Genomic DNA, 18,794 nt, shown 5'->3' with positions numbered 1-18,794 from the left:
GCCTACACGGATCGAGCAATGTATTGAATTCGCACGATTTTGTAGACTGGACAAGGCGTTTACCCCGCATCCGGAATAAACAAAGCGCACTTTGTCATCAGTCTGGCCCCGATGGCATCACCATCGGGCTTCTTCTTATTTACTTTCGTGTGGTGATAAATGCTGCATCGCCTGCGCGATACTGCGTTCAATAACCGCACGGCGTGTATCGTTAGCAGGCAGCATTTTTAACATCATCTCCCACGCGGCAACGGCTTCGCCAAATCGCTGCTGCTCATAGGCATTAAACGCATACATACTTAACACACGAATATTGCTGTGGTCCGTTCTCACCAACTGGCGTAGCAGTTCGCCGCCGAGGCGGTTGTCGTTGGGATCAGATGAACGTGTCAACGCTTCCGCGTAACCCAGTGCGGCATCGCTGTTTTTCGGATCGAGGCGATACGCAGTAGCGTATGCATCGGTCGCGATACTGGCGTTACCCAGCGCCATCCCAACGCGGCCCAACATAATCCAGCCTTCTATATCTCCCGGATTTTTTTGCAGTTGAGTACGCATTCCAAGTGCAAGGCGCGACATCTCTTCTTCATTGAGCGGATCGGCTTTAGGATCCAGCGCCCTGTCCAGCAATGCCGGAGCCTGCGCAGTGGCCTGCTGCCAGATTTTTACCTGCTGATAATTGCCAGTCTGGTAGTAGCCGACACCTGCCACAATCAATGCCACCACAATACCCGGCAGGTAAACAGCAAATCCGGCGCGCTTACCTTCCGGCACGCTTTGTTCAGGAAACTCCTCCACCGCCAGCCGTACACGCCGCCGCGAGCGGGCATAAATAACCCAACCGCCGATACCAATAGCCACCACTGGCAGCACCCACAGCAGCACGGTCAGCGGCGTTAACGGCGGATCGTAAGTAACGAAGTTGCCGTAACGCGCCACCATATAATCGACAATCTCCTGCTTGCTTTTACCTTCCTGCATCAGTTCGTACACTTTCTGGCGCAGGTCGGTGGCAATCATCGAGTTAGAATCGGCAATGCTGTTGTTCTGGCATTTCGGGCAGCGCAGTTCTTCAGTGAGCTGACGGAACTGTTGTTCCTGTGCTTCATCCTTAAACTGCAACACGTCAATGGTTGCCAGCGCAGAGCCGGAGATCATCAGCATCAGCACACCCAATAAAAACCTCATTGTGCGGCCTCCTTACTGTATTTCTCCCACAGCGGCTTGATCTCTTCTTCCCAGACGCGAGGATTGAGATCGCCCGCATGGCGATAGCGAATGATGCCGTTGCCGTCAATAAGGAACGTTTCTGGCGCGCCATAGACACCGAGATCCAGCCCTAACATGCCGTCGCCATCAAACAGGCTTAGCGCGTAAGGATTGCCCAGCTCTTTCAGCCAGCTAATCGCTTTCTGGCGATCGTCTTTATAGTTCATGCCGACCACGCGGATACCCTGCGCAGAAAGCTGATTCAGATATTGATGTTCCGCACGGCAGGTCGGACACCAGGTCGCCCAGACATTAAGCAGCACCGGTTTGCCCTGAGTCAGCACATCTGCCTGATAAAACTGCCCCGGATTGTCCAGTGATTCGAGGCGAAATTTCGGCACAGGCTTGCCAATCAGCGCCGATTCCAGATTGGTCGGATCATCCCCTTCGGCATTACGCGCCAGCTGCCACAGCAGCGCCGCGGCAATCGCCAGGAAGATAATCAAAGGAAGTAACAATACTTTGCGCTTCATACAGCCTCCGGCGCAGTTTTTTGCGGACTTACGCGCTTACGATAGCGAGGATCAAACAGGCACAGCAGCCCGCCCAACGCCATCATCAGCCCGCCCGCCCAAATCCAGCGAACAAACGGTTTGTAGTAAAGACGCACAGCCCACGCGCCGTTTTCCAGCTCTTCACCGAGCGCGGCGTACAGATCACGAGTGATGCCGCCGTCAATCGCCGCTTCGGTCATCATCGACCCGGCAGTGTTGTAATAACGTTTTTCCGCATACAGCACCGTTTCCGGCTTGCCATCTCGCGTTACGCCGATAGTCGCCACACCGCCGCGCCAGTTCGGGCCAGTCACCTCTTTGACATCACGGAAAGTGAAGCGATATTCATGAATATCGACGCTATCGCCGGGCTTCATGCGCACATCACGCTCAACGCTGTAGTTCTGGCTGAAGGCAATACCAACAATTGTTACCGCCAGCCCCAGGTGAGCCGCCACCATGCCCCAATAACTGAAGGTAGTTTTCGTGCCGCGTGAAATACGCAGCGCAGCTTCCGCTATTGCCAGCACGGCAATCCAGCAGGCCATTGCCAGGCCGAGCACCGTCATCGCCACAACTTTGCTTTCAAACAGCCACGGCAACAGCAGAGACAGCACCAGCGTAGAGATGAAGGCGATAATCAATAAATTGCGGATTTTACGTGGGCGATCGCGTCCCCAGCGCACCAGAGGACCAATACCCAGCACCAGTGCAAATGGCACCATCAGCCAGGTAAACATGCTGTTGAAGAACGGTTCGCCAATAGAAATACTGCCTAATCCCAGTTGTTTATGTACCAGTGGTAACAACGTCCCAAGAAGCACCACCAGCATCGCGGCGACCAGCAAAACGTTGTTCGCTAACAGCAGAGATTCCCGCGACCACAGCGCATTGTTCACCCGTGAACGGACTTTGTGTCCACGGGCAGCAAACAGCAGCAGCGAGCCGCCAATCACCAGTACCATAAAGGCGAGAATGAACATGCCGCGCGCCGGATCCGAGGCAAACGCGTGTACCGATACCAGCACGCCGGAGCGCACCAGGAAAGTCCCCAGCAGACACAGCGAGAAAGCACTGATTGCCAGCAGTAATGTCCACGCTTTGAAACTGGCGCGTTGTTCAGTGACCGCCAGCGAGTGCATCAGCGCAGTACCCACCAGCCATGGCATAAACGAGGCATTTTCTACCGGATCCCAGAACCACCAGCCGCCCCAGCCGAGTTCGTAATAGGCCCACGCGGAACCGAGTACGATGCCGAGCGTCAGGAAGATCCACGCTGCCAGCGTCCACGGACGAGTAAAACGTGCATAAGTGCTGTCCAGACGCCCACTCAGCAAAGAAGCAATGGCAAAAGCAAACGCCACCGAGAAACCCACGTACCCCATGTAGAGCAGAGGCGGATGGAAGATCAGCCCCGGATCCTGCAACAACGGGTTAAGATCGCGCCCTTCAATCGGGAAGTTCGGCAATGTGCGAGAGAACGGGTTAGAGGTAAAGAGAATGAACAGCAAAAAGCCGACGCTGACCATGCCCATTACCGCCAGTACGCGCGCCACAATATCCAGCGGAATACGCTGGCTAAAAATCGCCACCGCAAACGTCCAGCCGCTCATTAGCAGCACCCATAGCAGCAGCGAACCTTCATGCGCGCCCCAGGTAGCCGCCACGCGATACCACACCGGAAGCTGGGTATTGGAGTTACTGGCGACATAGGTGACGGTGAAGTCGTTTACCACGAAGGCGTTAACCAGCACCAGAAACGCGCCAGCCACGCACATAAACAGCAGCCAGGCAAACAGCCGGGAGGAGGCCATCATCCGCGCATCACCACGCGCCACACCCCATAGCGGATAAACAGACAGCAAAAGTGCAATCCCTAACGCCAGGCACAGCAGTCCGTTACCAATTTCTGGCATCATGATGCGGGATCCTTATAAGCACTTGCCGGGCGACGATGGTTAGCATCCATCGCCTTTTCAACTTCTGGCGGCGTGTAGTTTTCGTCGTGTTTCGCCAGTACTTCTTTAGCGAGGATATGATTGCCTTTTTCCAGTTCGCCCTGAACCACAACGCCCTGCCCTTCACGGAACAGGTCCGGCAAAATGCCTTCGTAAGAGACATCTACTGAACCTTCAGCATCGTAAATGGTAAACGTTACTTTCAGTGAGTCAGGATCGCGCTGCACGCTACCCGGCATCACCATCCCGCCAACGCGCAGACGCTGACCGACTTCCGGCATCTGCTGCGTTTCACGCTTACCGTAGAGAATTTCTCCCGGTGTATAGAAAAGATCGATATTAGAGCGCAGCGCATACAGCACCAGACCGATGGTCAGCGCCAAACCTGCCAACACGGCGCAGGCAATCCACAAACGATTTTTACGGCGAATATTCATGCAGCCTCCTGCTGTTGCATGGCACGTAACCGCGCCTCACGCGCCCGCTGTTGCGCCACACCACGCAAAATTGCGCGATGCTGCATCACCGAGTGCACGACCAAAGCCACCAGCGGAATAACGGTCATCACTACCGCCAGCCAGACAAAAAAGGCGTAACCGCCCATTGCGAAAAATTCATTCCAGGAAGCAAATGCAGGGGTCATTTACGGCCTCTTTTCAGTATCAGTTCACTCACCCACGGACGGCGTTTTTCCATCAGCAAAATCAAATTGCGCATCCGCATTAGCGTCAGCGTGGCAGACAGCAGCAGGAAGCCAAAAATCGACCAGCGCAGCGGCGAACGCATCGCCGGATCGATACTTTGCTGCATCCGCGTTGATCCCTGATGCAGGGTGTTCCACCACTCCACGGAATAATGAATAATCGGCAGGTTCACCACGCCAATTAGCACCAGAATACCTGCCGCACGGCCCGCCAGACGGCGGTCGTCGAAGGCGTGCCACAGGGCAATCACACCCACATACAAAAACAGCAGCACCAGTTCAGAAGTCAGACGCGCGTCCCATACCCACCAGGTACCCCACATCGGTTTTCCCCATGCGGAGCCAGTAACCAGGGCAATAAAAGTAAATACCGCGCCAATAGGCGCCATCGCCGCGACCGCCAGGTTAGCCATTTTCATCTGCCAGACAAGACCGATGAACGCCGCTACCGCCATCGAGGCATAAATACCCATCGACCAGATTGCCGCTGGCACATGTAGATAAATAATGCGATAGCTATTTCCTTGCTGATAATCAGCCGGAGCAAAGCCGAATCCCCAGATCCAGCCGACGGTGAGCACGACCACACTGGCGATTGCCAGCCACGGTATAAACCAGCCACAGATTTGATATAACCGTGGAGGGATCGCCAGTTGATGTAGTGTTTTCCACATAGTTTCGATACCAGACTCGAACAAAAATCAGTAATCCAGCGTTATTGAATGCTGATTCGTAACGCTGCCGCCGTCGCAAAAGGACTTAATGTCGCGGTGCCAGCCAGCAACGCGCCTAAAATTGCCAGATACCCGTCCACGGGCAAATGCATCGAAGCCGCGTCCATCGCAGCGGTGGCAAAGATGAGTAAGGGGATGGTGAGTGGTAACACGAGAATGCTGAGTAGCACTCCACCGCGCTTAAGTCCGACCGTCAGCGCCACGCCTGGCGCACCAAGAAAGCCAAGCGTGGGGGTTCCCAACAACAGCGTAAGCGCCATCACTTGCCAACCGTACACGTCCATTCCCAGTAGCAATGCCACCAGTGGTGAGAGAATGAGCAGGGGCAAACCTGTCACCATCCAGTGCGCCATCACCTTCGCCAGCACAACGGCGGGCAAGGGTAATGGCAACAACATCAGTTGTTCAAGACTGCCGTCCTGCAAATCGTCACGAAACAGTCGCTCCAGCGCCAGCAAAGAGGAAAGCAGCGCCGCCACCCAGATAATGCCCGGTGCAATCCTCGCCAGCAATTGCGGCTCCGGACCGATACTAAGTGGAAAAAGGGTAATAACAATCAGGAAGAACCACAGCGGGTTAGCGATTTCGGCGCTATGACGAAACGCCACGCGCAGCTCAAGACGGAAAATGCGCCAGAACATCATGCGCCCCTTGTATGCGTCAGAGAAATGCGGCGGATTTTACTTTCAGCAACGTTGAGCGGCTGGTGGGTGGTCAGAATCACAATTCCCCCCTGCTCCGTATGCTGCGCCATGCGCTGGGTCAGACGATCGACGCCGTTGACGTCAATCGCGGTAAAAGGTTCGTCGAGGATCCACAACGTAGCGCGGGTCAGCCATAATCGCGCCAGCGCGACGCGGCGTTGTTGCCCGGCAGAGAGCTGGTTTACGGGAATATCTTCGAATCCGGCAAGCCCGGCCTGCGCCAGGGCGTCCAGACATTGTGCGGTATCACCGTCACGGTGATAGAAATGCAGATTTTCTAACGCCGTCAGCCGGGTTTTGATCCCCGGCTGATGGCCTATCCATAACAGGTTTTGATGGTAGCTATCGCGTACCTGATGCAAGGGCTGCCCTTGCCAGAGAACCTCACCGGCGTCAGGGCGAGACAACCCGGTCAGCAGACGAAGAAGCGTTGTCTTCCCCGCGCCGTTGCTGCCGGTGATTTGTACCCACTCTCCTGCGTTCAGCGTAAATGACAAACCACTAAACAAGGTTCGTTCATCCCGCTCGCAGAGCAATTCTCTGGCTTCAAGCATCCCCACGCAATGACATCCTGTTAAAAACCTGGTTCAACTTCGCGCATATCGGGTAGCTTGTGCGCGATCCCTTTATGGCAGTCAATACAGGTTTGCCCATCTTTCACCGCTTGATCGTGCATCTTCGCGGCAACACCTTTCTGGGCGGTTAAATCCATAAACTCGAAGTTGTGACAGTTACGGCACTCCTGCGAGTTGTTGTCCTTCATTCGCCGCCACTCATTCTGTGCCATCGTCAGGCGATGAGCTTCGAATTTCTGCGGCGTGTCAATAACGCCCAGAATTTTACCATACAGCTCTTTACTTGCTTTGAGCTTGCGTATCATTTTCGGCACAAACTCGTGCGGAACGTGACAATCCGGACAGGTCGCACGTACGCCGCTACGGTTGTTGTAATGCACGGAATCCATGTATTCCTGATACACCGTGTTGCGCATTTCGTGGCAGCTAATGCAAAACTCTTCAGTGTTAGCTTTTTCCATACCCGTGTTAAAGCCGCCCCAGAAGACGATGCCGCCAACAAAGCCGATCAACAGCAGCGTCCCCAGCGCCAGACGGCTGGGGGTACGCCACCATTTCCACAGGCGCTTAATCAAACCAGGCTTACGGTCAGAATTTCCCATAATAACCTCTTATTTCCCGTAACCTTTTGATGGGGTAAAGGTATTCCCCACGATTGGCGCGGTATCGGCCTGCGGTACGTGACACTGCAGACAGAAGTAACGACGTGGAGCCACTTCCGCGCCCACTTTGCCGTCGCTGTCCATAAAGTGAGTAGGACTGATGCGCGGTGCGCCAGTGGTGCGATAGCTTTCGACACCGTGGCACTGCAAGCAGCGGTTGGTATTGGTCGTTACCTGATAACCTTCAACGCTATGCGGGATCATTGGCGGCTGATTCACATAGTTCAGCGGCATCCGATCCTGCTCTTTTGGCATCCGAATGGCCCCTTCCTGCGTCCCGGATACTTCCGGCGACTGGCTAAAATCGACGCCATTTGCCGCCCAAACCGCGCCGCTCACCACCAGGGCCAGCATCGCCGTCCATTGACACAGCGCTTTCTTCAGGTCATGGCTTTTCATGATTTCGCTCCCGAACTCCATCGTGTAGTTATTGTAAATACATCCTCAGAACAGACATCCACGCAGCGACCGCATGTCATGCAATCGCGGCTGGTGACCTGCACCGGGCTTTGTTCATCCAGCACCGGGGCACGTAGCACATGCGGTTCCGGGCAAACATGAAAACAATCCATACAGCGGTTACATTTCTGTCGATCGGTGGCCGCAACGGTGACAACACCTTTGCTACCCAACACGCCATACAGCGCGCCGACCGGACAAATATGGCCGCACCAGCCGTGTTCAACGACCAGTAGATCAAATAAAAACAGCGCGAGAATAAGCAGCGCGCCGCTGCCGAATCCCATTACCAGGCTACGCCCCATCAGAGAAACGGGGTTGATCCATTCCCAGATGAGCGTGCCAGTTAAGGCTGAGCCCACCAGAATGACCACCAACAGCACGTAGCGAATGTGGCGAGGGATCGTCGCAGACTGATTGAGGTCAAAGCGCCTGCGCAACCAGTTCGCTAAATCGGTAATCGGGTTCAGCGGGCAGACCCAGCTGCAAAATAATCGCTTTCCTGCCAGGGCGTAGAGCACGGTGATAATCACCGCACCGATCAGCGCCACCGTGGCAGGCAGATGGCCGCTGGCAAGGCTTTGCAGCGTCATCAGCGGATCGGTCAGCGGAACGGTGTCGAATAACAGGCTACTGCTGTAGTTGCCATGCAAGATCCACACACCAAACCACGGGCCGCTCAAAAACATCCCCAGCACGAAGAACTGACAAAGGCGACGCAACACCAGCCAACGGTGACTGCGCCACCAGCCTTTTTTCTCCAGCGCTTCGCGCCCGGCGTCACGTTTACGATTTGCCATTTTTCCCCTCCAGCCAGCCGAAGCGGTAATGGTGACCTAACTCCCCTTTCGCCAGTGACAGCGGTAACACCTTGATTGCCGGTTGTTCCAGCACACACACCTTTTCGCACTTACCGCAGCCGGTACAGGCGTCGCTGTGAACCGTCGGCAGAAAACGGGCGTGCTTACCGGTACGCGTGTTGCGCTCCAGCTCCAGGGTGATTGCCTCATCAATTTTCGGGCATTCGCGATAACAAACATCACAGCGCAGCCCCTGAAAGTTGAGACAATTTTCCTGGTCCACCAGCACCGCCAGTCCCATCCGCGCGTCGTCGATCGATTCGATCTCACGATCCAGCGCACCGCTTGGGCACACTTTGGCGCACGGAATGTCCTCACACATTTCGCAAGGAATATCCCGCGCGACAAAATACGGCGTACCTGCCGACAGACCAGAGGCCAACGTCGCCAGTTTTAAGGTGTCGTAAGGGCAAGCCTGAACACACTGACCGCAACGCACACAGGCACTGGCAAAGGCGTTCTCGTTTATGGCTCCGGGCGGGCGCAACCGCACGCCAGATGCGCGTGCGGTTTGCTGTTGTAACCCCAGCGCCACACCCACGGCTGCCAGCCCGCCTGCTGTGCGAACAACATCGCGCAGAAAGCGGCGGCGACCATTTTGAGGTTTCGCTGACCGGGACATAATGGCTTACACCTTCTCCAGTTTGACCGCGCACTTCTTGAAGTCCGTCTCTTTCGAGAGCGGATCGGTCGCGTCCAGCGTCAGTTTGTTAACCAGCTGTGCGGCGTCGAAGAACGGCATGTACACCAGGCCCTGCGGCGGACGGTTACGACCGCGCGTTTCGACAATCGAGATCACTTCGCCACGGCGAGAAACCACTTTCACTTTGTCGCCACGACGCAGATCGCGCGCTTTCGCATCCAGCGGGTGAATAAACAGGACCGCTTCCGGGAAGGCACGGTGCAGTTCCGGTACACGGCGAGTCATACTGCCGGTATGCCAGTGCTCCAGAACGCGTCCGGTAGAGAGCCACAGGTCGTACTCTTCATCCGGTGCTTCCGCCGCCGGTTCGAACGGCAGCGCGAAGATCACCGCTTTGCCATCCGGTTTACCGTAGAACTTATAGCCTTCGCCCGCTTTCACGTACGGGTCGTTACCTTCGCTGTAACGCCACTGCGTTTCTTTACCGTTCACTACCGGCCAGCGCAGACCGCGCGCTTTGTGGTAGTCATCGAACGGTGCCAGATCGTGACCGTGACCGCGACCAAACCATGCGTACTCTTCGAACAGCCCTTTTTGCAGATAGAAACCCAGCTCGCGGGATTCATCGTTCAGCTGATCTTCCGCCAGTTCGGATACCGGGAATTTGCTCACTTCTGGGGTGGCATACAGAACTTCGTACAGCGTTTTGCCACGCAGTTCCGGTTTCTTCGCCAGCAGCTCTTCCGGCCATACTTCTTCAGTTTTGAAGCGGCGGGAGAACTGAACTAACTGCCAGAGATCCGATTTCGCTTCGCCTGGCGCCTGTACCTGCTGACGCCAGAATTGAGTACGGCGTTCGGCGTTACCGTAAGCCCCCTCTTTCTCTACCCACATTGCTGTCGGCAGGATCAAGTCCGCTGCCAGCGCACTGACTGTCGGATACGGATCGGAGACGATGATAAAGTTGCGCGGATCGCGCCAGCCCGGCATACGCTCCTCATTAATATTCGGCCCGGCCTGCATGTTGTTGGTACACATGGTCCAGTAAACATTCAGCTTGCCGTCTTTCAGCGCACGGTCTTGTGCCACCGCGTGCAGACCGATTTTCGCCGGAATGGTGCCGCTCGGGATATTCCACTTCTTCTCGCAGATATCACGGTGTTTCTCGTTAGTCACCACCATGTCCGCAGGCAGACGGTGAGCAAAGGTGCCCACTTCACGCGCAGTACCACACGCGGAAGGCTGCCCGGTCAGGGAGAACGGACCGCAACCCGGCTGGGAAATTTTGCCGGTCAGCAGGTGCAGGTTGTAGACCAGGTTGTTGGCCCACACACCGCGGGTATGCTGGTTGAAGCCCATCGTCCAGTAGGAGATGACTTTCTTGTTCGGATCGGCATACAGCTGCGCCAGCTGTTCCAGCTGATCTTTTGGTACGCCAGTCATTTCGGCGGTTTTTTCCAGCGTATACTCGGCAACGAAGGCTTTGTAATCTTCAAAGCTCATCGGTTCGGAGGCGTCAGAGCCCGGATTCTTCGCTGCTTTTTCCAGCGGATGGGTCGGACGTAAACCGTAGCCGATGTCCGTCGCCCCTTTGCGCAGGTTAACGTGTTTGCTGAAGAAGTCCTGATTTATCGCATTGTTTTGAATGATATAGTTGGCGATGTAGTTCAGGATCACCAAGTCAGATTGCGGCGTAAAGATGATGCCGTTATCCGCCAGCTCGAAGCTACGATGCTGGTAGGTAGAAAGCACCGCCACGGTGACGTTCTGGTTAGAGAGACGACGGTTAGTGATGCGCGACCAGAGAATCGGGTGCATCTCCGCCATGTTTGCGCCCCACAGCACAAACGCGTCAGCCTGCTCGATGTCGTCATAGCAGCCCATCGGCTCATCCATACCAAAGGTACGCATAAAGCCAACCACCGCCGACGCCATACAGTGACGTGCGTTCGGGTCGATGTTGTTCGAGCGGAAGCCCGCTTTAAACAGCTTGGACGCAGCATAACCTTCCCAGATAGTCCACTGACCAGAACCGAACATACCGATCGATTCCGGCCCTTTTTCTTTCAGGGCGGTTTTGAATTTCTCTTCCATCACATCGAAGGCCTGATCCCAGGTGATTGGGGTAAATTCGCCTTCTTTGTCATATTTACCGTTTTTCATACGCAGAAGCGGCTGCGTCAAACGGTCTTTACCGTACATGATTTTGGGCAGGAAATAGCCCTTAATGCAGTTCAGGCCACGGTTAACCGGTGCGTCCGGGTCGCCCTGACAGGCCACCACACGCCCCTGCTGCGTTCCGACCAGAACGCCGCAACCAGTACCGCAGAAACGGCACGGCGCTTTATCCCATTTGATGGCTTCCTGCTGACCAACAACGGCGCGGGCAACGCCCGGCACGCTGAGACCGGCAGCCGCCGCAGCGGCCGCAACGGCGTTAGCTTTCATAAAGCTACGACGACTGAGTTTCATGGTGTTTCCTCACCTTGCTCTTCCTGCTGGTGATAAACCAGCGACACCGCCAGCACGCCCTCTACGTTGCGTACTGACTCAATGGTTTGGATCAGCGTTTCGCTGTCTTCTGCTTCCACCACCACAATCAACTGACCGCTCGGCGCGTCGCTGACAGCAACTTCACAGCCGGGAAAGGCGTTCAGTTGGGTGCTGATGTCTGAAATTCGTTCGCTTTTGGCCTGCACGACCAGGCTGCAAACTTGCCAGTTAGTGTGCATGGAGATACTCCGCAGTTATGGCTGATACCGGACAACTGGCTGCACATGCTCCACATCCGTTGCAAAGTTGGCTATTAAGTTGCGGCTGGTAGATCCCGGAGAGCGTCGGACGAAAGATAATTGCCATTGGCTCACAGCTATCCTGACAGCGGCGACATTCAACTGACTGATACGCCAGGCACGCGTCCCCAATGGTGAACTGCAAATCCCAGGCCCTGGTGTGGCGCGGAGAAAATAGCGATTCGGGGCAAGCCTGCGCGCAGGCATAACAGAAGCTGCACTCGTTATTTTTGAAATTAACGCTCGGATAGCCACCCGCGCCGCGTTGCAGAATGTTGTTTTCACAAGCATTAATACAGGCATCGCAGCGGGTGCAATGGGTCAGAAAATGAGATTCATCACCGGACCAGGGCGGACGGATACCGTTACTGGCTTTGCGCCAGCGACCAGTGAGTATGCCCCGACGGGATGCATCAATCTTCACATTGACCTTCCATCATTAACGTGCTCTGAAAATTGAGAGCGACCAAAGAAACCGCGTAATTAATAAGCCATTTTTATAGGCGCTAAGATATTAAAGGATGTGTCAAAGATGCATACCCCGATCGGGGTAAAACCTGTAGCAGGATCAAAAGAGTGGCGGGAAGGCTGGCAAAAATGGGCTTTTATTCACATTTCAATCGGTTATAAACAATTTTACATAGCGATAAATTCACCAAAGATATTCTTCCAGGCTTCGCTATCCATCAGCATATAACTCCAAAAGAGAAGGTAAAGTTGTCTGAATATTCTATGCATTATTCATAAAGCAAATTAATAAATCTGATGAATATGTTAACCTTCAGCGACATCATCGGTGAAAACCTATAAATGAAGAAGGAAAGCAAAAATGAAGACCATTCTACCTGCAGTATTGTTTGCCGCTTTCGCCACAACTTCAGCCTGGGCGGCAGAAAGCGTTCAGCCACTGGAAAAAATCGCCCCTTATCCGCAAGCTGAAAAAGGGATGAAGCGTCAGGTGATTCAGTTAACCCCGCAAGAAGATGAATCTACCCTGAAAGTAGAACTGTTAATCGGTCAGACGCTGGAAGTTGACTGCAATCTGCATCGTCTCGGCGGGAAACTGGAAAGCAAAACGCTGGAAGGCTGGGGCTATGATTATTATGTCTTTGATAAAGTTAGCTCCCCGGTTTCTACGATGATGGCCTGCCCGGATGGCAAGAAAGAGAAGAAATTTGTCACCGCGTATCTGGGCGATACCGGAATGCTGCGTTACAACAGCAAGCTGCCGATCGTGGTGTATACGCCAGACAATGTGGATGTGAAGTACCGCATCTGGAAGGCGGAAGAGAAGATTGACAACGCGGTAGTTCGCTAAACACAGCGTAACGCCCGTCGGTCGGATAAGGCGGTTACACCGCACCGACATGCAACGCCCGAGCCGGTTGCCTGATGCGACGCTGGCGCGTCTTATCAGGCCTACGCCGCGGTTAAGTGCTGCAACCGCCAAGTCGGATAAGGCGGTTACGCCGCATCCGACATCCAACGTCCGAGCCGGTTGCCTGATGCGACGCTGGCGCGTCTTATCAGCATACGCCACATCCGGCATACCATGCCGAATGTGGCACATCATTACAACGCAATATCCGCGACTTCTTTTTGAACGGGTTGCGGTTTCAACTGCGGTTTCGGCGTACTGTCTGCCGCCTGCGGCTTGTCGTATTTCAGCCCCAGCACTTCGCTGGTGTACTGCAACTCACGTTCCGTTGCTGCCACATCACCATTCAGCTTACGTCCATAAGACGGAACGATCGCTTTCAGCGTGGCCTGCCATTGCGGGCTGGAAACACGATCACCAAACACTTTTTCCAGCAGATTCAACATAATCGGTGCGGCGGTTGACGCCCCCGGCGATGCCCCCAGCAGCGCAGCAATGGTTCCTTGCTGGTCACTGACCACTTCTGTTCCCAGACGCAGTACGCCGCCTTTGTCGGCATCACGCTTGATAATCTGTACGCGCTGCCCCGCTTGCCACAAACGCCAGTCCTCTTTTTTCGCCTGTGGATAGTACTCTTTCAGCGCTTCAAAACGATCCTCTTCACTCAACATCACCTGACTAATCAGGTATTTCACCAGATCGAAATTATCCAGCCCGACGTGCATCATCGGCATCACATTAGAGGTGGTGGTGGAACTCATCAGATCCCACAACGAACCGTTTTTGAGGAATTTGGTTGAGAAGGTGGCAAATGGTCCAAACAGCACTACGCGTTTACCGTCCAGAACACGGGTATCAATATGCGGAACCGACATCGGCGGCGTACCGACAGATGCTTTACCGTAAACCTTCGCCAGATGGTGATTAACCACGTCAGGGTTTTCCGAGACGAGGAACTGACCGCCCACCGGGAAACCAGCGTACTCTTTCGCTTCCGGGATACCGGATTCTTGCAAAAGCTTCAGCGCCGCACCGCCCGCACCGATAAAGACAAATTTCGCGCGAATGTTCTGTACTGTGCCATTTTTCAGATCGGCAATGGTGACGGTCCAGGTGTTGTCGTCATTACGTTTGAGGCCGCGGACTTCGCTACTGAGTTGCAGCGAGAAGTTAGATTTTTTCTGCAAGGAAGCAATTAACTGGCGAGTGATTTCACCATAGTTCACATCGGTGCCGATTTCTGTACGTGTCGCAGCCACTTTCTGCTGCGGATCGCGTCCTTCCATCACGAGTGGCGCCCACTCTTTGATTTGCGCGTGATCTTCGGAGTAACGCATACCGCGGAACAACGAACTTTGTTGCAAGGCCGCGTAACGGGCGCGCAGGAAGTTGACGTTATCTTCGCCCCAGACAAAGCTCATGTGCGGAACGGTATTGATAAATGAACGCGGAGTACGCAGCACGCCGCGCTCGACCTGGTGCGCCCAGAACTGGCGGGAAATCTGAAATGCTTCGTTAATGGCGACTGCTTTTTCGATACTGATGCTGCCATCGGCGTTTTGCGGAGTGTAGTTCAGTTCCATCAGTGCAGAATGCCCGGTTCCGGCGTTGTTCCAGCCGTTCGAACTCTCCTGCGCAACACCGTCCAGGCGCTCCACCATGGTCATCGACCATTCAGGCTCCAGCTCGCGTAAATAGGTCCCCAACGTGGCGCTCATAATGCCGCCGCCAATCAACAGTACATCAGTTTCCTGCTCCTCGGACGCTTTCGCTTTTGCCGCCATCGAAACGGCATTAAGCCCCACGGCCATCGAGAAGAGCATGGCAGTCACTTTTTTCATCTTGTTAATGCCTTACTTTTAGTCGCTTTATTGCAGGTGAGATTTGCGCGGCATCAACGGTAACACTTAAGTAACAACATTTAAATAATGTTTATAAATTATATTCTAATTTTAGAAACATTATAATTTCGTTGATTAATTATAGGGTTATTAGAAACGAAGGGATTTTTAGAATATTGACCTGGCGGCAGCAGTCCGCCAGGTCAGCGTCGAAATATTATGCCGTCCGGGCAACGGCATCACGCGAAGCAGCGTCACGCTCTTCGCCGGTCAGCTCGCTAAGTTGCCCGTTGCGCATTTCCAGCAGGCGGTCGGCGTGGATAAAGTAATGATCATCATGACTGATGGCGAAAATAGTTTTCCCCATCTCCTGCATCAGCGGCAGCAGCACCTGATAAAACTCACGGCGGAAATGTGGATCCTGATCCGCCGCCCATTCATCCAGCAGAATAATATCGCGTTCTTCTGCCAAAGCCAGCAACAGCGCCACGCGTTTTTTCTGCCCTTTCGATAACTTCAGGTTAACAATACGCCCGTTACTTAACTCAAGCTTATGACCCATTTTCAGCTGCGCCAGCCACTTCTCAACCAGTTGCGGGTTAGCAGGTTTGCCCTCCGGCCCCAGCAGTTGATCAAATAACCAGACATCGGTAAACACCGCCGAAAACAGTTTGCGATAATCTTCCGGTTGTTCGCCGCTGACAGGTTTGCCATCCAGCAAGATTTCGCCGCTTTGTGGCTGATACAACCCAGTCAGCAACATCGCCAGCGTCGATTTTCCACTACCGTTGCCACCAATCAGAAACAGCAGCTCGCCACGTTTGATGGTGAGATTAATCGGCCCAACGGAAAACGCGTTATCCTGATAAGCAAACGTAACATTACGCAGCTCAAGCGTTTGCCAGTTGGGAAACGCCTGCGGACGCGGAAACTCCGCTTTGAAAGGTGCGAGCGCGAATTTGTTCAGCTTGTTAAACGCCACCTGCGCCGTCAGCAGCGTCGGCAATGCGCCAACCGCCGAAAGCAGTGGCGTACGCAGGAATAACAGCGTCAACGAATAGGTCGCGGCAACGTTGGTATCAGCCCAACCCAGGCTATTTGCCATCCAGAATACCAGGCCGATAGCACCCAGCATCATAATGTTCGACCAGTTCACGGCACTTAGATGGAAGGTGTCTGCGCGGATAATATGATGGCGATACTCTTGCGCATCAGGAATGTAGAGATTGTTAAACACATACTCGGCGCGCTCACGGTTCAGAGTCAGCTCTTTGCGCCCTTCGAGTACAGTTTGAAAATCCGAGTACAGTTTGTCTTCGGTTTCACGCAGAGTCGCCATATGCTTGTACACCCGCGCCACCAGTACAAAACCGCCCCAGATGGTAACTGCCATCCAGATAGCCGTTACCAGCAACATTTTGCCCGACAACATCCAGAGATACGCCGCTGAACCGATAGTGAGAATGATCCCCTGCACCAGTTCCGGCAGACGCACAAAAGCAATGGTGATATTGCGCACATCGCTGGTTAACCCCGCCAGCAACGAGGCGCTACCAAGTTGTTCGATACGCTCGACGTGGGTATCCAGTATCCGCTTGATAAATTCGCTACGCAGTCGGTAAACGAAGTGATGGCCCAGCGTAGTAAGTGCCAGTTGCGATCCCAGTGTTACCGCCATTAACAGCAGCAATAAACCCAGAAACTCCGGCAACACCAGCAGACTGGTATCCGCCGTTTCGATAAGGCGCTGATTGATAAAAGCAATTAAGCCAATGCCTAATGCCGCACTGGCGAGGCTTAGCGCCATCACACTGATAAATGGCCAGCGATACTGCCGCCAGACAAGTACAAGAAGTTCCATGCAGAAAACCCGGACAATGAATTACAGCCCGCAGTTTAAACATCTCCGCGTGCACAGCAATAATAATTCTTATTTTTATTCTTTTTTACCTGCCTGACGGAATGTCAGGTTGTAGCGGCAGTCGGCGGTGAGTGGATGAAACCCTGCTTTTAGTGGTTGAATACCGTGATAAAACAGCCGTGATTCACCGCCCCACACCACCACATCGCCATGTTCCAGCAACAAACGTTTGAGCGGATCATTTCGTTTCAGGCCACCAAATTGAAAAATCGCGGGTAAGCCCAGAGAAACAGAAACAATTGGCGCGCGCAGATCCGGTTCGTCTTTATCCTGATGCAGCGACAGTTTCGCGCCTGGGGCGTAGCGGTTGATAAGGCAAGCGTCAGGCTGGAAATCTGGATAGCCCGCTGCCGTGGCCGCGCGCCGACATAAATCATAAAAACTTTGCGGCATGGTAGGCCACGGTTGATTTGTTTGCGGATCAATGGGCGAATAGAGATAACCTTGCCGATTGGTCGTCCAGCCCAGATGCCCACAGTTGGTCATCGCCACCGACATGGTATATCCGCCAGGAGTGACCATCTGGCGAAACGGCGACTGGCTGGCAATGCCACTGATATCGTGCATCAGTTGTTCCGCAACGTTAAAAGCAAAACGGCGCAAAATCACCGCGCCGGAAGCCAGCGATTCGTGCCACGGTTCAGCATCAGCAAACAGATCCAACATTACCTCTCCTCATGATCAGCTTCGCGGCGCAGCAAGTGCGCTTTGCGCGACACGCCCCAGCGGTAACCAGAAAGTGCGCCATCACCGCGTACTACCCGATGACAAGGGATAATAATAGCTAATCTATTGGCGGCGCAGGCACTGGCTACGGCGCGAACGGCTTTTGGTTTGCCAATCGCGTTCGCCAGTTGCTGGTAACTCACCGTTTCGCCACAAGGTATAGTGCGAAGCGCCTGCCAGACTTGTTGTTGAAAAGCGGTGCCGCGAATATCCAGCGGTAACGTCAGCGGCGTATCGCGGTTATTGAGGCTGGCGATAACCTCACGTATATGTTGCTGAAACGTCAGGTCAGCTGGCGCGTTGTCAGCGGCAGGAAACATCTGACGGAGTTCGCTAATCAACGTCCCGTCATCGTCGCCCAGCAGAATCGCGCAAATCCCCCGCTCGCTTTCCGCCACCAGGCAACGCCCCAGTTCACAATCGGCCAGCGCATAACGCACAGCCAGGTTTTCGCCACCGTGACGAAACTGTTTAGCCGTCATACCCAACGTTTCGTCGGCTTTGCGGTAGTAACTGCTGCCGTCGGGGAATCCTGCGTTCAGAATTGCCTGGGTGACACTCTCCCCTTTCGCCAGCGATTCGCGCAAGCGACGAGCGCGCCAGGCCTGTTGCCAGGCTTTTGGCGTCATTCCGGTGGTGGCTTTAAATAAACGATGCAGATGGAATGGACTCATCGCCACCTGGTCGGCTAAGGCTTCCAGCGTTACAGGCGTTTCCTGTTCCAGCAGTCGACACGCGTGGGTGATTTTATCCAACCGGTGTTGCTGGGCATTGGCTTTATCAGGTTGGCAGCGTTTGCAGGGGCGAAATCCGGCAGCAAGCGCTTCGCTGGCATTTGCGTAGAAGGAGACGTTTTCCCGCAAGGCATGTCTCGCGCGGCAAGACGGACGGCAAAAGATACCCGTGGTGCGCACGGCGAAAACGAATTCGCCGTCGGCATTCGGGTCGCGGGCTAAGACCAATTGCCAGCGTTGATCGTCAGTTAAGCGTGTGGCGTTTTTCATAATCAGCTCCCTGGTTAAGGATAGCCTTTAGTCTGCCCGGTCACCATCACGCAAAAACCAACAATCTTGCG

At 54.3% G+C, this 18,794-nt stretch carries 21 protein-coding genes; 2 read left to right on the top strand and 19 right to left on the bottom strand.

Going from position 1 to position 18,794, the window contains the following annotated elements; translation table 11 throughout:
- Window positions 1-135 precede the first annotated feature (135 nt).
- From ccmH to napF, 15 genes are read right to left on the bottom strand one after another with little or no spacing between them, the layout of a single operon-like run.
- On the bottom strand, window positions 136-1,188 hold the full coding sequence (gene ccmH, locus AACS80_RS12725; RefSeq protein WP_135410180.1) for a cytochrome c-type biogenesis thiol:disulfide oxidoreductase CcmH: 1,053 nt from the start codon (window positions 1,186-1,188) through the stop codon (window positions 136-138).
- On the bottom strand, window positions 1,185-1,742 hold the full coding sequence (gene dsbE / locus AACS80_RS12720; RefSeq protein WP_033545454.1) for a thiol:disulfide interchange protein DsbE: 558 nt from the start codon (window positions 1,740-1,742) through the stop codon (window positions 1,185-1,187). Before dsbE ends, ccmH begins: the two co-directional genes overlap by 4 nt.
- Entirely contained in the window at window positions 1,739-3,682 is a 1,944-nt protein-coding gene (gene ccmF, locus AACS80_RS12715; RefSeq protein WP_135410181.1) for a cytochrome c-type biogenesis heme lyase CcmF, read from the bottom strand. Before ccmF ends, dsbE begins: the two co-directional genes overlap by 4 nt.
- On the bottom strand, window positions 3,679-4,158 hold the full coding sequence (ccmE, locus tag AACS80_RS12710; RefSeq protein ID WP_130221898.1) for a cytochrome c maturation protein CcmE: 480 nt from the start codon (window positions 4,156-4,158) through the stop codon (window positions 3,679-3,681). Before ccmE ends, ccmF begins: the two co-directional genes overlap by 4 nt.
- Window positions 4,155-4,364: a heme exporter protein CcmD gene (gene ccmD / locus AACS80_RS12705; protein ID WP_135410182.1), complete on the bottom strand. Its 210-nt coding sequence runs from the start codon at window positions 4,362-4,364 to the stop codon at window positions 4,155-4,157. Before ccmD ends, ccmE begins: the two co-directional genes overlap by 4 nt.
- Window positions 4,361-5,098: a heme exporter protein CcmC gene (ccmC, locus tag AACS80_RS12700; protein WP_001295447.1), complete on the bottom strand. Its 738-nt coding sequence runs from the start codon at window positions 5,096-5,098 to the stop codon at window positions 4,361-4,363. Before ccmC ends, ccmD begins: the two co-directional genes overlap by 4 nt.
- A 41-nt stretch (window positions 5,099-5,139) precedes the next feature.
- Window positions 5,140-5,802, bottom strand: coding sequence for a heme exporter protein CcmB (gene ccmB / locus AACS80_RS12695; protein ID WP_000971724.1), 663 nt, complete (start codon window positions 5,800-5,802; stop codon window positions 5,140-5,142).
- A complete protein-coding gene (ccmA, locus tag AACS80_RS12690) occupies window positions 5,799-6,422 on the bottom strand; it encodes a cytochrome c biogenesis heme-transporting ATPase CcmA (RefSeq protein ID WP_214678548.1) in 624 nt (207 codons plus the stop codon). Before ccmA ends, ccmB begins: the two co-directional genes overlap by 4 nt.
- A gap of 14 nt (window positions 6,423-6,436) precedes the next feature.
- Window positions 6,437-7,039 (bottom strand): cytochrome c-type protein NapC, encoded by a 603-nt coding sequence (gene napC, locus AACS80_RS12685; protein ID WP_130207128.1) that lies wholly within the window; start codon window positions 7,037-7,039, stop codon window positions 6,437-6,439.
- 9 nt (window positions 7,040-7,048) lie between these two features.
- A complete protein-coding gene (napB, locus tag AACS80_RS12680) occupies window positions 7,049-7,498 on the bottom strand; it encodes a nitrate reductase cytochrome c-type subunit (protein ID WP_000835174.1) in 450 nt (149 codons plus the stop codon).
- The gene (napH, locus tag AACS80_RS12675; protein WP_130260515.1) at window positions 7,495-8,358 is read right to left on the bottom strand and encodes a quinol dehydrogenase ferredoxin subunit NapH; all 864 of its coding nucleotides are present in this window, start codon (window positions 8,356-8,358) and stop codon (window positions 7,495-7,497) included. Before napH ends, napB begins: the two co-directional genes overlap by 4 nt.
- Window positions 8,345-9,040: a ferredoxin-type protein NapG gene (napG, locus tag AACS80_RS12670; RefSeq protein ID WP_130260516.1), complete on the bottom strand. Its 696-nt coding sequence runs from the start codon at window positions 9,038-9,040 to the stop codon at window positions 8,345-8,347. The genes napH and napG overlap by 14 nt, the downstream gene beginning before the upstream one ends.
- 6 nt (window positions 9,041-9,046) lie before the next feature.
- Window positions 9,047-11,533 carry a periplasmic nitrate reductase subunit alpha gene (gene napA / locus AACS80_RS12665; protein ID WP_000778067.1) on the bottom strand — a complete coding sequence of 829 codons (2,487 nt, stop codon included), beginning with the start codon at window positions 11,531-11,533 and terminating at the stop codon, window positions 9,047-9,049.
- On the bottom strand, window positions 11,530-11,793 hold the full coding sequence (napD, locus tag AACS80_RS12660; protein ID WP_000557378.1) for a chaperone NapD: 264 nt from the start codon (window positions 11,791-11,793) through the stop codon (window positions 11,530-11,532). Before napD ends, napA begins: the two co-directional genes overlap by 4 nt.
- Complete coding sequence (gene napF / locus AACS80_RS12655) at window positions 11,783-12,277, bottom strand: ferredoxin-type protein NapF (RefSeq protein ID WP_000686723.1); 495 nt, start codon at window positions 12,275-12,277, stop codon at window positions 11,783-11,785. Before napF ends, napD begins: the two co-directional genes overlap by 11 nt.
- Window positions 12,278-12,385: 108 nt before the next feature.
- On the opposite strand from napF, the gene AACS80_RS12650 reads away from it, so the two are divergent.
- Together AACS80_RS12650 and eco are read left to right on the top strand one after the other, a co-directional pair.
- The gene (locus AACS80_RS12650) at window positions 12,386-12,550 is read left to right on the top strand and encodes a hypothetical protein (RefSeq protein ID WP_276320334.1); all 165 of its coding nucleotides are present in this window, start codon (window positions 12,386-12,388) and stop codon (window positions 12,548-12,550) included.
- Window positions 12,551-12,682: 132 nt separating this feature from the next.
- Window positions 12,683-13,171, top strand: a complete 489-nt coding sequence (eco, locus tag AACS80_RS12645) for a serine protease inhibitor ecotin (protein WP_130207134.1) — start codon at window positions 12,683-12,685, stop codon at window positions 13,169-13,171.
- 254 nt (window positions 13,172-13,425) lie between these two features.
- On the opposite strand, the gene mqo is transcribed toward eco, so the two are convergent.
- The 4 genes from mqo to ada form a co-directional block, all read right to left on the bottom strand.
- Window positions 13,426-15,072, bottom strand: coding sequence for a malate dehydrogenase (quinone) (mqo, locus tag AACS80_RS12640; protein WP_135410183.1), 1,647 nt, complete (start codon window positions 15,070-15,072; stop codon window positions 13,426-13,428).
- 217 nt (window positions 15,073-15,289) lie between these two features.
- Window positions 15,290-16,933, bottom strand: coding sequence for a microcin J25 efflux ABC transporter YojI (gene yojI, locus AACS80_RS12635; protein WP_131162204.1), 1,644 nt, complete (start codon window positions 16,931-16,933; stop codon window positions 15,290-15,292).
- A 75-nt stretch (window positions 16,934-17,008) separates the two neighbouring features.
- Entirely contained in the window at window positions 17,009-17,659 is a 651-nt protein-coding gene (alkB, locus tag AACS80_RS12630; RefSeq protein WP_130260519.1) for a DNA oxidative demethylase AlkB, read from the bottom strand.
- The gene (ada, locus tag AACS80_RS12625; RefSeq protein ID WP_135410184.1) at window positions 17,659-18,723 is read right to left on the bottom strand and encodes a bifunctional DNA-binding transcriptional regulator/O6-methylguanine-DNA methyltransferase Ada; all 1,065 of its coding nucleotides are present in this window, start codon (window positions 18,721-18,723) and stop codon (window positions 17,659-17,661) included. Before ada ends, alkB begins: the two co-directional genes overlap by 1 nt.
- Window positions 18,724-18,794: the final 71 nt, after the last annotated feature.

It is taken from the genome of Escherichia sp. E4385 (genome assembly GCF_963883145.1).
Lineage (GTDB): Bacteria > Pseudomonadota > Gammaproteobacteria > Enterobacterales > Enterobacteriaceae > Escherichia.
This window is presented reverse-complemented; position numbering and strand designations above follow the sequence as displayed.